A 15,808-nucleotide genomic window follows, 5' to 3' on the forward strand; every position below is an offset into this window, starting at 1 on the left:
CGAGGCCACTATTGCCGTTTGCCTGCAATCAGCGGACTGGTTGCGAATACTTGGTGCGCTGCAGGATATCTGCGAGCTCGGTTACGCTCTCGACCACATAATCCGGGGCAGGAGCCAGCGGGTATAGGGCTTTGCCGGGCCGTGTGATAAACGCAGTTTGCAACCCCGCCGCTTTCGCGCCGGCCACATCCCAACCATGGGCCGCAACCATCAAGGCGTCTTCCGGTGCTACCTTCAGCTGTGCCAGTGCCCACCGGTAGGCGCGGAGATCGGGCTTGTAGATCTGAATGTCTTCGATGCTGTAGCGCTCCGTGAAAAAGTCCGCCAGCTCTGCATTTTCAAACTGCGTTTTAACGCCCGAATTTGACGAGTTTGTCAGGCTGACAATTTTGAACCCCTGCTTCGTCAATTCGGTCAGGCCCGGAACCACATCGGTATGCGGGGGCAGACTCAATAGAGGAGGAACGATAGCTTCCCTGGCCTGCGCTTCGGAAAGTGCGATACCGTTGTTTTCCGCCACCATCAGGAGTGATGCCACCCCTATTTTGCCGAAATCCTGATAATCGCCGGTCACGGTTGTCACCAGAGAGTTATGGAGCATAGTGGAAAACCACAACGGCAGCAGCTCTTCCCTATTCCCCAATGCCTTGCCCACCGATGCGCGCATGGATTCCAGATCCAGTAGCGTTTCATTGACATCAAAGATGATGACTTTTGGGAGTTTCCGCACAGAAGCTTTTTCCTCGGCACCGCGCTCTTCCTGAGCGCCTACCGCGTGCGAAAGGACAATCAGGCATGCGATGAAGATTTGGCCAATCAATCGAACTATTTTCATGGTTACCACGTGGTTTCTTGGATGGAGATTGGCGCTTCAGTCAGTACCCTCATGCAGCGCCATTGGTTATAGAGTTAGGGCCCAGTCCGGCAGAATGCCGAGCGCAAAGGCCTCCAGTACCTTGTCGAGTCCAGTCAGCACCATCATCCCCAAAATGAGTAATAGGGCTCCCAGTATTTTTTTTCCCCGGTCCGCACTGGTCATAATGTTTCCGCGCCAGCGCTCCAGCAGTCGCCCGGAAACGTATGCTGCGGCTAAAAGCGCGGAGGCGGTTCCAACGCCAAATGCAAACATGACCACAAAAGCCATGGGTATCTGCTGACCTACCGATGCCAGTGCAATTGCTGCTCCCAGCGTCGGCCCTACACACGGTAGCCACACCAGGCCCAGAAGAGCGCCAACCAGAAACTGGCCGGTAGCGCCGGCGTTTTCGCCTCTAGTACTATTGCCGAAGTGTCTAGTTAATCGAGACCGTTTGCTGCTTCGCGCAGGTCGGACACCACTGGGCGAACACATCTACCAGTACCACATCGCCGGCGTTTTTCAGCTCATTGAAGCGCTGCTCGGTAAATGGTTCTTTTGCGTGGGCGAATACACTGGATGCGATGCCGAGAAATAAGACGAGTGCGGTAAAGAATGATTTCATCAGGTGTCCTTGTACGACAAATTTCAGGATTGAGAGCGCTAATACAGCGCTGAATGTAGCGTTATTTGAGCGATCGCTCAAGTAGGGGTTCCAGGGTTTACTGCACGCTTTGTCCGAGATATCACTCGACTGAGCGCGGTCAGTGGTTGAGAGATTGAAAGCGAGGTGTCGGCATATCGTTCACGCACAGTGGCGGACGAACCCGTTGGCCGTGGGACAATGAACTGCGAGCAGGCGATGAGTGGGGATGAATGGAGTGCAGTGTTCGGCGTCAGTCAATCGGCGCGCGTTTTGATCGCGCCGATGCGAGACTGCGGCATACCCGCTCCATACCTTCGAGAATACGAAAGGTATGCCGCTGGATCAGGTCGGGATGTACGTGGACGAGATTTTCATTTTTGACCGCTCGTAATCCTGGATAGGCCAGCCAATCATTCAGCCAGGGCGGGCGGGATTCGCCCATCCCGCTGGCGATGATGACTTCGGGGTCTCTCTCCAGTACCGATTCAATACTGATTTTTGGGGCCAGTACCGCTGCGTCGGCAAAGGCATTGCGCCCGCCGCAGGCATTGATCACGTCACTGATCAGGTGATCGCCATTGAGGGTCTGCAGGGGGTCATTCCATACCTGGTACAGTACCGTGACTGCGGGCAGTGTCTCGTTGGCCTCCCGGAGTGACCGCAGCCGTTCCTGCCACTTGTCCGCGGCGCGGTCGGCGTGTTCCCGTGTGCCTGCAAGTGCGCCAAACAGCCGAACATTTCGTGGAATATCGTCCAGTGTGCGTGACTCGGTAACGAATACCCGGAGGCCAAGCGCTCTGAGTTTTTGAATGGTCTCTTGCCCGTTTCCAGAACCCCAGGCGATAACCAGATCGGGCTCGAGTGCGATAAGCGTTTCGTAACTGACCGAATTGTAATTCCCAACCTCGGGTAGCCGCTGCGCGGCTTCTGGAAAATCGCTGTGACTGATCGCACCAATCAATCGGCCGCCCGCGCCAGCGCTGTAAATATTTTCAACGATGTGGGGCGCCAGTGCGACTACCCGTGTGGCAGGAGTCGACAGCGTTATCCAGTGTCCCTGAGAGTCCTGGATACGTATCGGTTGCGTGGCACTGGTCGCATTGACACACAGTAAAAACGTCAAGATGGCGACGGCAAGCGTGTTGAGAGCCCCCCATCTCCTCTCCCTGAACACATATTCCGTAGAAAAATCACTCATTGGCTAACACCAGTGGCTTGCCGGTTAACGGGTGCGCTACGACGGTTACCGCGTAGCCATAGAGCTCCGATAAGGTATCGGCGGAAAGCACCGTTTGTGCATCCCCGTAGGCCATACGACGGCCCTGTTTGAGCGCGAGGATGCGGTCGCTGTATCCACTGGCCAGGGCCAGATCGTGTACCGTCATTATTACCGCCACCCCTCGACGGGAAAAAGCCTTCACGGCTTTCATCATTTCGTACTGGTGGGCGATATCAAGGCTTGTCGCTGGCTCATCCAGAAGTAGCAACCGGTCGCCGACCTCTTCTGCGCACCAGATCTGCGCCATCACCCGGGCCAGCTGCAGGCGCTGTTGTTCGCCACCGGAAAGTGTCGGATAAAGCCGCCCGGCCAGGTGAGTGACATCGAGGGTGGACATCGCCTCCATACAGATTTCCCGGTCGCGAGCGATACCGGTCGCGTGCGGGTTGCGGCTCAGGGCGACCAGTTCCAGGCCAGTGAATGCAAAGGAAAGTGGGTTGTGTTGGGGTAACACCGCGAGCTGGCTGGCCCGCGCCCCGGGAGAAAGACTCTGAATTTGCGCGCCTTTGAACAGGACTTGTCCGCGCGCCAGCGGCGCTTCCCCACAGATCGCACGCAACAGGGTGGATTTACCGGCACCATTGGGACCGATCACGCATAAGAGCTCGCCAGGCCGGATTTCCAGGTCGATGTCACTCACCAAGGTGCGCTGGTCGGCGCAAACCGTGACGCTGTGTGTCTGCAGCAACAGGGCCATCAGAGCGACTCCCTGTTCCGCTTCAGCAGCGACACGAAGAATGGCACTCCAATCAATGCGGTAATTAGGCCCACGGGAATTTCTACCGGCGGGATAATGGATCGCGCGAGGGTATCGGAAATCAGCAACAGGCTCGCGCCACCCAGTGCGCAAAGCGGAAGCAGCTGCCGGTGATCCGGTCCAACCCACAGCCGAACCATATGCGGGACCACCAGACCGACAAACGCGATGCTGCCCGCGACGGCAACGGAGGTGCCGACACCGGCGGCGGCGAGCACGATCAGCCAGGTCTTGGTCTTCTCCACATCGACCCCAAGATGGCGGGCCTGTGATTCGCCCAACAGCAGCACATTGAGCGATGCGCCGAACCGCATCATGGTGGCAACCAGTACGGTCAATACAGAGAAAATCAGCGCGGCACGGGCATAACTGGCCGCTTCCAAGCCGCCCATTCGCCACAGGCTGATTCGGCGCAGCATCTCGCTATCGGCAAAGTATTCCATCAGCCCGGTCAGGCTGGCAGAGAGTGCGGTTACTGCAATACCCATTAACAGCATGGTGGCTACCGATGTGCCGCTAACCCCTCTCGCTACTTGATACACCAGCCCCACCGCCACCAGACCACCACAAAAAGCGGCGATAGAGACAACCGGTAGACTGCCAAATATTGACGCGACCTGTGCGCCAAACAGGATTGCGAGGCTCGCGCCAAAGGACGCCCCTGCGGTGACTCCGATCAGTGACGGGTCGGCCAGCGGGTTGCGAAACAACCCTTGTAGCATCGCGCCGCAAATTGCCAGCACCGCGCCGACCGCGGTGGCAAGCAGAGCCCGAGGCAGGCGGATAGCCTGTACGATATCCGCCGCGAGCCCCGCTTCGCCAAGCCCCGTCAGCGCACTGGCTACCTGTGTCAGTGAAAGCGATACCGCACCTATGACGATCGCGGAGATAAAGCTGGCCACCAGTAGCATTGGCAGTAGCCACCAGGCGAGGTTCAGGGCGTGGCGGCGTTGCAGTGTCATTGCTGGCCCTCAAACTGCTGAAGCCAGGCGCCATTCATGTATTCGCCAACGGTGTCTGCAAGTCGATCCAGTTGTTGTTCCCGGTGCCCCTGCAAATCCAGTGCACTGGCCTGCTCGAGTCCGGCCCACTCCAGTAGCGCCCGTTGTGCCGCAGCAGAATCAAACAGTCCGTGAATATAGGTGGCGAGTATCTGCCCGTCCGCATCGACGGCGCCATCCGATCGCTTCTGGCCACTGGCGCAAGTCAATTGAGCCGCGGGCCGGTCCAGTGCCGGCCCCCGGGAAATGCCGCAGTGGATCTCGTAGCCCTGCACCGGTACCTCACACGCTAAGGTATTCAAAGTGAGAATTCCGCGCACGTTTTCCAGCGCTTTCCGAGAATTTAACCGGGTATCAAAGTCCAGATAAGCAAAGCCCGCTTCAGCACCCGGCTCGCCTTCAACCCCATCTGGATCCTGCACCGAGGTTCCGAGCATCTGCAGCCCGGCACAAATACCGATAATTTTTCCTCCGTAGCGCAGGTGGCGATCCAGTTGTTGTGCCCAGTTATTCACTTTCAGGTGCGCGAGATCCGCGCGCACGTTTTTACTGCCGGGAAGAATGATCAGGTCGCAGGCGGGAACCGGCTTCCAGACACTGACAAATTCAAGGTCCACGTCCGGATGCAATCGCAACGCATCGAAATCTGTGTGGTTGCTGATATGCGGCAGTACTGGTACCACAACTTTCAGTTTACCGGCGGCGTTGACCTGCTTTGTGCTGATGGCATCTTCCGCGTCGAGATAGAGGTCGTGCAAATAGGGCAATACGCCAAGTACTGGCTTGCCCGTGTAGTCTTCGAGCCACTCGAGCCCGGATTCCAGCAACCTGATATCTCCGCGAAACCGGTTGATAACAAAGCCAATTACCCGGTTACGTTCAGACTCGGAGAGTAATTGAAGGGTGCCAACGAGATGAGCAAAAACACCGCCTCGGTCGATATCGGCGATCAATATCACCGGGCAGTCTACCGCTTCGGCGAAACCCATATTGGCGATATCGTTTTCACGCAGATTGATTTCAGCGGGACTGCCCGCGCCTTCCACCAGTACCAGGTCGTACTGAGTGCGCAGCCGGTTGAATGAGTCAAGTACGGCAGCCTGTGCGGTGGATTTATATTGGTGGTAATCCAGCGCCTGCATATTGCCGATCGCCCTGCCCTGAATGATGACCTGGGCACCTGTATCGGACGCGGGCTTAAGCAGTACCGGATTCATATCGGTATGCGGTTCCAGGTTACAGGCCTGCGCCTGCAACGCCTGAGCGCGGCCTATCTCGCCATCGTCGATGGTTACCGCACTGTTGAGCGCCATATTTTGCGGTTTGAAGGGAGCAACCCGCACGCCACGCCGGGCAAAGTAGCGTCCTAGTGCCGCAACGAGTGTACTTTTACCTGCATCGGATGTGGTGCCCTGCACCATTACTACTGGCATGGTGTTTCGCCCGCTAGAAGTCCACGCCTTTGCGGGCTTTGATCCCTGCATTGAACGCGTGTTTCACATCTTTCACTTCGGAAACCGTATCCATCACGCCCTGCAGTGCGCTGCCGCCACCGCGACCGGTGACAATCACACTCTGCTCCGGCGGTCGCTGTGTGATTGCATTTAGTACTTTCTGTTGGTCCAGGTATTTATAGGCGAGCATATAGGTCAGTTCGTCGAGCACCACCAGGTCATAGCTGGCGTCCGTGAGCATGGTTACCGCTTCCACCCAGGTTTTTTCCGCTTCTACCATATCGCCGGTGCGATCCTGGGTGTTCCAGGTAAAACCGGTGCCCATCTGATACAGCCTGACCTGTGGGCACTGATTCTTGATATAAAGCTCTTCACCGGAAAGTTGCGCGCCCTTGATAAACTGCACAACGCCCACTTTGTGGCCGTAACCGAGTGCGCGTATGACCATGCCGAATGCCGAGCTGGACTTTCCCTTGCCATTGCCGGTCAGCAGAACCGCGACACCGCGCTCGGTGTCTGCCGCGGCGATATGGGCATCCACCTTGGCTTTCTGTTTCTGCATGGCCGCTTTGTGCCGTGCATTTTTCTTTTGCTGGTCGTCCGACATGGCCACCTCTTTCGGTCTAATAGGGCAAACGCGGGTTTAGAAGCTGAATTCTACACCGGCATAAGCCGCGGCACCGGCGGTGTTGAAGCCGGCAATCTCCACATAGTCTTTATCGGTGAGGTTTTCGCCCCGCAAATAGACCGTGGCGGCATCGTTCAACGCATAGCGCACACTGGCATCCAGTACCTGATAATCATCCATGCCGGAACCGTCGATATCCACACCGTCGGCACTGGAGCGCAGGTTTACCGCAACGCTGAGTGCACGGATTGGCTGGTAGCGGACCCCTAGATTGCCCAGTTGCTTTGGACGGCGCGGGCGCGGAGCGTCGTCGACGGTTTCTGTGTCGGTGTAGGTATAGTTGGCGGAAAGCTGCAGAGTTTCGGAGACCTGTACATTGGCAACAAGCTCCACACCGCGGGACTGACTTTCACTGCCGTACTGACGATAGGTGTAGTCGCTCAGGTCAAATTCGATTTCGTTGTCAATGATCTGGTCGAAAAGAACCAGTTCCAGATGCAGCGCATTCTCCCCAAAGTATTCGATACCCAGATCTATACCACGGCTTTCTTCTGGAGTAAGTGCTGTCAGCAACGGATTGTTTTGCGAGCGGTTGTAGTCAATCTCAAACAGGCTCGGTGCACGGAAGCCGGTACCGTAGCTGGCTTTCAGTTTGATCGCCCCGTTTGCAACCTGATCGATCAGGTAAGCGGTACTGGCTCGGAAACTGTTGTGGCTGCCGAAATCCGTATTATCGTCGTGGCGCAGGCCGAGGGTAAAAAATAGTTGCTCCGCGTAACTGCCCTGGTATTCAGAATAAGCCGCCCACTGATCGCGGCTCATATCGCGCACCGAGTCTTCGCGGCGTTCCAGACCATAGATCACCGCCTGGTTGCCACTCAGGTCGACGTTGCCATTCAGATTTAGCTTTTGGATATCGCCCTCGGTATCGTAGGAAGCAATACCGGCTGCATAGCTGGTGCGAGTCAGTTCAGCGCGGGAATAGGAAAGTTCCTGCTGGCCGTTTTCACCGTTGCGAGCAAGGCTGACGCGGGCATTTTGCTGGCCGAACGTGTCGGAGCACACATCCTGCGTTACCGGCCAGCCACAGCGGTCGTATTCACTGGTGGCATCCACATCCCGTACTACCGCGTCCAGGCGCCATTGCTCGGAAATATTCCAGCCAGCGCGGCCGTGCAGCGTCTCATTGTTGTAGCCATCGTCGTCCTGCAGCTCGGTGTCGTTGACGCTGGTATTGAATCCGGCGGTGTGCGCCTTGGCGGCAGATAAGAAGTAGTCGAAGGTCTCGGTGCTGCCACCGGCGCTGGCGTTGTAGCGTCTTGAATCGAAGCGACCGCCTTCAGCACTCATATTGATCTGGTGCCCGTTCGATACACGGCGAGTTGAAATATCGACGACACCGCCGGCATCTGCGCCGTAGAGCATCCCCTGCGGGCCGCGCAGCAGCTCCACACGAGCCAGATCACTGGTCAGAATATGCTGAATATGGGCCCCACCCTGGGTACTGGTAGGATCGGAAATATCCACACCATCGATTCGCACCAGGGTTCGGAAACCGTCTTCGCCGCGCACGCGCAAAGTGGTCACCTTACCCATACCGCCAGAATTGGATACTGCCACAGACGGTGCGCTGCGCAGTACGTCCGCAAGCGACACGAAGCCGCGCGCCTTGATATCGTTCTCATCCAGTATGGCGACGGAAGTGGCAACCCGTCGCAGTGGCTCGCCCTGGCGGCTACTGACGACGATGATGGTCTCGAGGTCGGGAATCGCGCCCTCAGACACAGATCGGGAATCGATGGTATTGGCGAAAGCCGGTACGCTGGCCGCGGATGTGATGGCCCAGCTCAAAAGAATCTTATTCAAGGTTCAACCCCTAAGGACAAATGCACATGGGATCGAGGGAGGCGAAGCAATGCGGTGCGCGCAAGGCGCGGGAGGTCGTATTGCAGGATGGTAGCCCTCCGCTCCATCGTGATTCGATCTGAGGCCGGTATCGGGCTTACCGCTCGCCTATTCAGGCACAGAGCAGATCACCGTTGCGGGGGCAGCGCCGGATTTCCGGACTTCCCGTTTAACCTTCTCAGCCAATAACCGAGCCTATAGGGGCAAGGCAGCAGAAGGCACCTCGTATCGCGGGGGCGAAATTAGGGGAATGGGTCTGGAAAGTCAAACTTTGTGGGAAGTGCCCGCGGTTTGCGATTTGAGAAAGGCGGGAATAGCCGACTCCAGCCAGTATCTGGGTTTCCACAGGCTTCCGCTGACAAACCCCACATGCCCTCCCCGTTTGCTGATCGCCAGTGTGACCGAAGCACTGACGTCGGAATCGGAAGGGACCGCTTCCGGCGATACAAACGGGTCGTCGAGTGCATGGATCAGGCAAGTGGGCCGTGCGATGTTGTTCAGATGCGGGCGACTCGAGGCCCGCGTGTAATAGTCATCAACACCCCTGAAACCGTGTAGTGGCGCGGTAAAGTGGTCGTCGAAATGGCGGAAATTACTGAACGCGCGCGGATGATTGAGCGGGGGCATCTGCCGCGCCAATTTCGGGTCCTGTGTCTTGCGCCCGAGGCTCTTTTTAAGGCTATCGAGCAGATGCTTCTGATAGACCTTTGAGAAGCCGGTATTCATCTGTTTGCTGGAAAGGTGCAGGTCCAGCGGTGCGGAAACAGAGACCGCCGCAGCTAACGGGCTTTGATCCCCATCTTCACCCAGCCATTTCAGCAATACATTGCCCCCCAGTGAATACCCGACCGCCATGAGTGGCGTATTCGGGTAATGCGCCTTTAACCGGCCTGCCAGCCAGCGCGGGTCTTCACTGTCTCCACTGTGATAGGCCCTGGGTAATAGATTTGGAATACCGCCACAACCGCGAAAATGCATGACCGCGACCTGAAAACCGGCAGACATGAGCGCGGGCATCAAGCCTTGTACGTAAGGCGATTCCACCGAACCTTCCAGGCCGTGCAGGACTAAAACGATGGGGCGATCAGCATCATCTTCGAGGCGCACCGGGGTGTGCAGTGCAATACGATCCCCATCGGGTGTTTCCAGCCACTGAGCCTGGGTGCGTACCCAGGGTTTTGAGCGATGAAATACCGGGAAAATGGTTTGCAGGTGACAGTTCGCGAGTCCGATTCCGGGGGTGAAAACCTTCTGTAAATACTGGTTTTGGGTAGTTTCGGAAGAGTGAGAGGTGAATGAGTTCAAATTGCGCGCAGCCGTAACAATCGAATATAAGGCTGCAAGGGTATCCCCTGCCGGGCGATGATTCCAGCCTGGCAGGAGTACTTTGCGGGCTTGCGTTAGCTGGCTTCCGGTGCGGTCACCTTTTCATAGAATCGGTATTCGCCGTTAGACTGAATGGCATAGACCACGTAGGGCTCGAAGTTCTTACCCCGGTACATACCGGGGCTGCCCTGCGGCATTCCCGGAACTGCCAGCCCGATACTTCCCTTGGGGGGATTTGCAAGGAATTGGCGAATCAACCGCGCCGGAACGTGGCCTTCAAATACATATTGGTTGTTCCACACGCCGGTGTGACACCCGTGCATACTGGGTGGGATATTCCACTGCTGTTTGACGCTGGCGGTATCCAGTCCATTCTCGCTGGTCACCGCAAAGGCGTTACCTTCCAGGTGCTTGATCCAGTCATTGCAACAGAGGCAAAACGGAGACTTGTACACGGTCATGTGCTGCGCGGCTTGCCCGCTGGAATTGCCAGCGGAGCCGTTGCTGCTGCTTGTGGTACACCCCGCAAGCAGTGAAATTATTGCAGCGCAAAAAATTGGATACTTTAGAAAATTAAAAAAATCAAACTGCTTCGGCATAGTAAATCGCATAATGTTGTTGGTGATCGGTCCAGTATTGACGCGGCTCAAAACCGGTTGAGCGCAATAAATTTTCCAACGCGCTCAGTGTGTATTTGTGGCTGTTTTCCGTGTGAATAGTTTCGCCTTCGTCAAAGTGGAAGCGACGGCCGCAAACCTCAACAGCCTGTTGCTCGAGGCTGACCAGGTGCATCTCTACCCGGTGGCGCAGACGGTGATAAAACGCCCGGTGCGCAAACGCATCGAGATTAAAGGACCCATCGAGCTCACGGTTAATTCTGTCTAGCAGGTTTTTATTAAACGCTTCCGTGACATGATTACTGTCGTGGTATGCCCGCTCGAGCACCACCGAATCTTTTACAAGATCCGCCCCAAGCAACAGGCCATCTCCAGGCTGTATTTGTTCTGCAAACAGGCACAATAGTGATCGGGCCTGCTCCGGGGTGAAGTTGCCTATCGTTGACCCCGGAAAAAATACGACTTTCCGACCGGTAATATCAGGAAGCTCACGCCAGACCGCCGCGCCGGTAAAATCCCCGACCGCCGGCACAACTTGTATGCCCGGCATGCGCTGCTGAATGCGCTGACGCGCAGCGAGCAAAATCTCCGGCGAGATATCCAAAGGGAAGTATCCGGTCGGCGTGTGCATTGCCTGTAATAGCGGCTCCGCTTTTTCACAGTTACCCGCTCCTGGCTCAATCAGGCTGACATTCGGGCCAATCGCTTGGGCCATGGGCTCAATCTGCTGGGCAAAAATCGCCGCTTCCGTTCGCGTCAGGTAATAATCTTCGAGTGTGCAGATTTCTTCAAACAGCCGCGATCCCGCTTCGTCATACAGGTATTTGCAGGGAAGTGTTTTTTGCCGCGCAGCCAGCCCGGCCAATACGTCCTGCTCAAATGCCTGAACTACGGCAATTCCCTGTGCCGCCATATTCATATTTCATCTCCTGCCAGGCGGATTCCGGAGAATTGCCACGCCTGGTGCGGGTAAAAGAAGTTTCGGTAGCTAATCCGGATGTGGCTGCGTGGCGTGACACAGGATCCGCCACGCAACACCATCTGATTACACATGAATTTGCCGTTGTACTCCCCGACAGCATCCGAACTGGCACGGAACCCCGGATACGGCTGATAGGCGCTGGATGTCCACTGCCAGGCGTTTCCCAGAAATTGTGTTCCGCCCGAGGGATCGTCGCGAATAAAATCGGTTTGCTCCGCAACAGGATGAAAGTGCCCCGACTCCAGCAGGTTAGCGGTGCGCCCTGCGTCATTGCGGCAGTGCAACCAGGCAGCGATCTCCCATTCAAACTCCGTCGGCAGTCGGTAACCCGACCAGCTGGCGAAGGCATCGGCCTCGTAAAAACTCAAGTGACAAACCGGGGCATCCGGATCGATTTCGCGCATACCACCGAGCGTAAACTGCTGCCAATGGCCGTCTCGCATGTGCCAGTACATGGGGGCATGGCGACCGGACCGGTTGAGTTCAGCCCACCCATCCGACAGCCATAACCGCGGCTCCTGATATCCACCGTCCTGCAGAAATTCCAGATATTCCCTGTTGGTGACGAGACGCGAGGCAATTCGAAATGCGGGTTGAAAACGCTGATGCGCCGGACCCTCATTGTCAAAGGCAAAACGCTGCCCGTCGCTGCCGAGGGTGTACGTGTCTTCCGGGATGCTCAGCCAGCGAAGATCTGATGTGCCCTCTTCCTCTTCCGCGACTGAAATGTCTTCTTGGTAGCTCGGGCGCAACGGGTTTATAGAGAGTGCATGCTTGATATCGGTGAGCAGCAGTTCCTGGTGCTGCTGTTCGTGATTCAAGCCGAGAACCAACAGATTGGCGAGATCCGCCGTGACCTCTTCCTCCGTCAGCCAGCGCTCAATTTCACTATCGACGTAGTGGCGATAGCGCCGGACCTGATGCAAGGATGGCCTGGACAGCAGCCCGCGCTGTGGCCGAGAAAATGGTGTGCCAAGGGAGTTGTAGTAGGAGTTGAAGAGATGGTGAAAATTGGGATCAAACGGATCGTAGGCGGGCGCATGAGGCTGCAGGAGAAAGGTTTCAAAAAACCAACTGGTATGCGCCATATGCCACTTGCCGGGACTGGCATCGGGCATCGACTGGAGTTGCAGGTCCTCTGCGGATAGTGGCTCGGTGAGCGTCTCAGTCTGAGCACGTACTCGCTGAAACTGGGTCAAAAGTGCGACGCGCTCATCCAGGCTGAGGTCGCGCCCCTCGTCTTCCCCCCAATAAAGCGTTGAATGGCTATCGACATCCGCTATTGAAACAGCGGAATCCAACTCCGAGGTCAGGTTCATTCCATGTCCCGAGAACTGCATTAGATGCTTTTGATCATACATCCATTGCGGTGGATTCCCATGCCGGAAGTCGCTTTGGCGCAGTAATTGGCGCCACTTATTCCCCGGGATCAAAACACTATGCCGAAAACGCAGAAAGGGCCGGCAAAGCCGACCCTTTCCAATGGCGCGTGGCGCCAGTTTGTGAGACTAAACCCAGTGCTTAGAAGCGCACGGTGAAGTCTGCACCATACATGCGCGGCATAAAGCGCCAGGCCGGGCTCGCGCCAATGGCTGCACCGGTGCCGCCGTAGCCTCCAGCGATTTCTTCGTCGGTTACGTTCTGCACCCACAGGGCTGCAGAGTAACGGTCGGAAGCGCTGTTCCAGCCTGCACGCAGGTTCATCAGCTGGTAGTCCGGGATTACGCGGGCCGGATCGCTGATGGAGCCAACACGCTCGTCGGTCCAGTTGTAGTCACCACGCAGAACCACGTCGCCGCCGGCTGCCAGTTCCCAGGTGTATTCCGCCATCAGGTTGAACTTGTTCTCCGGGGTGCCAACGCGAGGCTGACCTACACGGGAATCGTCTTCTTCCGTTTCACCGATTGCCTCAATGATCTGGTAGCGGGTGTATTCGGTATCCAGGAAGGAGTAGTTACCGGCGATAAACAGGCTGTCGGTGGCCGCCCACTGAACTTCAAACTCTGCACCGCGGCCTTCGGCATCGGCATTACGCAGGTAGTAGTTCGGAATTGGCGCACCTACGAGATCCAGCTGCTGCAGGTTTTTGTAGTCGTACGCGAACACAGATGCGTTGAAGCGCACTGCATTGTCGAACAGGCTGCTCTTCAGGCCGATTTCCAGGTTGGTCACATCTTCCTGATCGAAAGACGGGTCGATGCCTGGTGCGGCGCTAAAGCTGTTGAACCCCCCCGCTTTAAAGCCATCTGCCAGAGAGATGAATGTCATCACATCGTCGTTCCAGCGGTAGTCCAGAACCACGCGTCCAGACAGATCGCTCCAGGAATCGCTCAGTTCTTGATTCAGGTTTTGTACGCCGTTGTTATTGAACGCCATGCCAAAAGGAATCTCGGCAATCTGACCGGAAGGTAGAGTGATGGTAGCACCCAGTGGTGTGCCGTCTGGTGCCATCAGCTGAACTTCACCACCGATGAATGCGATCGGCAGAGTATTTTGATAGTCGCTGACGATGGAGAAATCTTTCTCGTCGGCGGTATAGCGCGCACCAACGGTCAGATCCATCTTGTCAGTCAGGCTCCAGGTGGCGTCACCGTAAATGGCCGCGGAACGGTAATCGCCCGCGTTGAATACGGACTCATTCCACGCGGTATCGGCGGCTACCCACGGAGCGATACCTGCCATCAACTGGCCAATCATTTGGTCTCGATTCAGCATGCTCGCAGTGACAGTAGACGGGGCGCCCAATGCCTGCAGCAGTGCGTCGGCCTGGCCTGACTGCACCATCAAATCGTAAATGAAAGTGGATACAGCGGCACCTTCAAGGCCAGCAGCGATCATGTCCTGACGCTGAGCGTACGCCATATTCTCGATGTCAGTGGTAGTCAGGTCCAGGCCGAGAGCCTCAACCTGAGCTTTAGTACCCTCGTACACTGCGAAGGATTCCAGGGAGCCAGCGGTAAAGTACGCATCAGTAGTGTGCTCCAGCTCTTCACGAGAATAAGACGCACCCAGTGTCCACTTCAGGGTATCGGTAGCACCGTTTAGGCGGAATTCCTGCGAGAACTGGGTCTGATCGTCGAAGTTGGCGGAGCCGAACATGTAATCCGGATTTGCGGTGCCGTCTTCGTCCTGCTGCAGATGGGCGTCGAAGCCGCGGTAAGCAGTAATAGACGTGAAAGTGAAGTCGTCGAAATCGTGTACCACAGACAGGGAAGTTCCCCAGGAGTCGCGATCTTCGATGGTCGGGGTATCCAGTGCGTAGTCACCGAATACATCGGTGCCACCGGCCTCAGCCTGAAGCGATGGGACGATGGAGGTGCGCAGTGCACTGCCCTGATCCATTACGCCGTATTCGGCACGCCACAGCACTTCGGTGCTCGCAGTGGGTTCCCACAGCAGCGATGCACGGTACGTTTGGGTGTCGATGTTACCGGCTTCGAAATCGTTCGCCAGGTTCTCAGCAAAAGAGTCGCGACGGTTGGTTGATGCGGTAAAGCGGCCGTAGAGGTTGTCTGCAAGCTCGCTGTTCAGCAGCAGGTCGGTAGAAACGCGACCGTAATTACCGGCGGTGAGATTCAGCTCAGCGGTATCTTCCGCTTGCGGCTTCTTGGAGATGATATGGATGGCACCACCGGTGGCGTTGCGGCCAAACAGTGTGCCCTGTGGGCCTTTGAGGACCTCGACGCGCTCGATATCCGCCAGCGGAATCTCCGCGCCAGCACCACGGCCGGTATATACGCCGTCTACATAAACGGCTACAGCGGGGTCAGAGCCTACGGTGAAGTCACCGGTCTCGATACCGCGCACGCTGTAGGTGGGCTGTAGAGGTGTGTCGTTGTTCATTTCCACACCCGGGGTAAATTTACCCAGGTCGGTCAGGTTTTTGACACCCATGGCCTTCATGCTGTCACCGGTGAAAGCGGAGATGGCAATCGGCACGTCTTGCAGGTTTTCCGCGCGCTTCTGCGCGGTTACAACCACTTCTTCGATTTCAGCAGCATAGGCGGCACTGCTCATGGCTGTGGTCACAGCAATGGCGGCGGAAAGAGTGGTCAGGGAAAAAGAACGGTTTTTTCCGGACTGATCGGCGTTATACATCATCGCGTCCTCGCGTTTGTAGTTATATGAAAAGCGTGATGGAAATTGGTCGTTATTGATAGTTATGTTGGGCCATCTTACGTGGAGCGCAGTCCCAATAAAAGCTTGTTGTGACCTTTTTCTTGTGACTGGTCAGTTTTACAGTATAAAAATGTGAGACTGTGCGCCATTCTGGCGCGTAATGCTACGAAACACCCGAAAATATGACCGATCGGTGTCCGCTGGTAACCATTTCCGGCCCGCCGTATGCTGGTAGACT

The 15,808-nt window shown here is 56.5% G+C and carries 14 protein-coding genes and 1 riboswitch; all 14 genes read right to left on the bottom strand.

The features are described 5' to 3' along the window. Positions 1 to 28 precede the first annotated feature (28 nt). Positions 29 to 835, bottom strand: a complete 807-nt coding sequence (locus ACXAG1_RS02565; protein WP_475093947.1) for a haloacid dehalogenase type II — start codon at positions 833 to 835, stop codon at positions 29 to 31. Between the two features lie 66 nt (positions 836 to 901). Continuing rightward, the gene (locus ACXAG1_RS02570) at positions 902 to 1,351 is read right to left on the bottom strand and encodes a cytochrome c biogenesis CcdA family protein (RefSeq protein WP_475118850.1); all 450 of its coding nucleotides are present in this window, start codon (positions 1,349 to 1,351) and stop codon (positions 902 to 904) included. Continuing rightward, positions 1,293 to 1,481 (bottom strand): hypothetical protein, encoded by a 189-nt coding sequence (locus ACXAG1_RS02575; RefSeq protein ID WP_475118851.1) that lies wholly within the window; start codon positions 1,479 to 1,481, stop codon positions 1,293 to 1,295. Before ACXAG1_RS02575 ends, ACXAG1_RS02570 begins: the two co-directional genes overlap by 59 nt. Positions 1,482 to 1,752: 271 nt before the next feature. Continuing rightward, positions 1,753 to 2,700: a cobalamin-binding protein gene (locus ACXAG1_RS02580; RefSeq protein WP_475092990.1), complete on the bottom strand. Its 948-nt coding sequence runs from the start codon at positions 2,698 to 2,700 to the stop codon at positions 1,753 to 1,755. Beyond that, the gene (locus tag ACXAG1_RS02585; protein WP_475092989.1) at positions 2,693 to 3,478 is read right to left on the bottom strand and encodes a heme ABC transporter ATP-binding protein; all 786 of its coding nucleotides are present in this window, start codon (positions 3,476 to 3,478) and stop codon (positions 2,693 to 2,695) included. Before ACXAG1_RS02585 ends, ACXAG1_RS02580 begins: the two co-directional genes overlap by 8 nt. Next, positions 3,478 to 4,500, bottom strand: coding sequence for a FecCD family ABC transporter permease (locus ACXAG1_RS02590; protein WP_475092988.1), 1,023 nt, complete (start codon positions 4,498 to 4,500; stop codon positions 3,478 to 3,480). Before ACXAG1_RS02590 ends, ACXAG1_RS02585 begins: the two co-directional genes overlap by 1 nt. Continuing rightward, on the bottom strand, positions 4,497 to 5,972 hold the full coding sequence (locus tag ACXAG1_RS02595) for a cobyric acid synthase (RefSeq protein WP_475118852.1): 1,476 nt from the start codon (positions 5,970 to 5,972) through the stop codon (positions 4,497 to 4,499). Before ACXAG1_RS02595 ends, ACXAG1_RS02590 begins: the two co-directional genes overlap by 4 nt. Before the next feature lie 13 nt (positions 5,973 to 5,985). Continuing rightward, positions 5,986 to 6,600, bottom strand: a complete 615-nt coding sequence (gene cobO / locus ACXAG1_RS02600) for a cob(I)yrinic acid a,c-diamide adenosyltransferase (RefSeq protein WP_475092986.1) — start codon at positions 6,598 to 6,600, stop codon at positions 5,986 to 5,988. Between the two features lie 36 nt (positions 6,601 to 6,636). Beyond that, the gene (locus ACXAG1_RS02605) at positions 6,637 to 8,487 is read right to left on the bottom strand and encodes a TonB-dependent receptor plug domain-containing protein (RefSeq protein ID WP_475118853.1); all 1,851 of its coding nucleotides are present in this window, start codon (positions 8,485 to 8,487) and stop codon (positions 6,637 to 6,639) included. A gap of 105 nt (positions 8,488 to 8,592) precedes the next feature. Next, a riboswitch (cobalamin riboswitch) is annotated at positions 8,593 to 8,740 on the bottom strand. 50 nt (positions 8,741 to 8,790) lie between these two features. Continuing rightward, the gene (locus ACXAG1_RS02610) at positions 8,791 to 9,831 is read right to left on the bottom strand and encodes a hydrolase (protein ID WP_475118854.1); all 1,041 of its coding nucleotides are present in this window, start codon (positions 9,829 to 9,831) and stop codon (positions 8,791 to 8,793) included. Positions 9,832 to 9,926: 95 nt separating this feature from the next. After that, complete coding sequence (locus tag ACXAG1_RS02615; protein WP_475118855.1) at positions 9,927 to 10,313, bottom strand: DUF411 domain-containing protein; 387 nt, start codon at positions 10,311 to 10,313, stop codon at positions 9,927 to 9,929. A 121-nt stretch (positions 10,314 to 10,434) separates the two neighbouring features. Next, the gene (gene egtD / locus ACXAG1_RS02620; protein WP_475118856.1) at positions 10,435 to 11,388 is read right to left on the bottom strand and encodes an L-histidine N(alpha)-methyltransferase; all 954 of its coding nucleotides are present in this window, start codon (positions 11,386 to 11,388) and stop codon (positions 10,435 to 10,437) included. Beyond that, positions 11,385 to 12,770 (bottom strand): ergothioneine biosynthesis protein EgtB, encoded by a 1,386-nt coding sequence (gene egtB / locus ACXAG1_RS02625; RefSeq protein WP_475092981.1) that lies wholly within the window; start codon positions 12,768 to 12,770, stop codon positions 11,385 to 11,387. The genes egtD and egtB overlap by 4 nt, the downstream gene beginning before the upstream one ends. A gap of 202 nt (positions 12,771 to 12,972) precedes the next feature. Further along, a complete protein-coding gene (locus tag ACXAG1_RS02630; protein ID WP_475118857.1) occupies positions 12,973 to 15,549 on the bottom strand; it encodes a TonB-dependent receptor in 2,577 nt (858 codons plus the stop codon). Positions 15,550 to 15,808: the final 259 nt, after the last annotated feature.

Source organism: Microbulbifer sp. ABE4_465, from assembly GCF_056160765.1.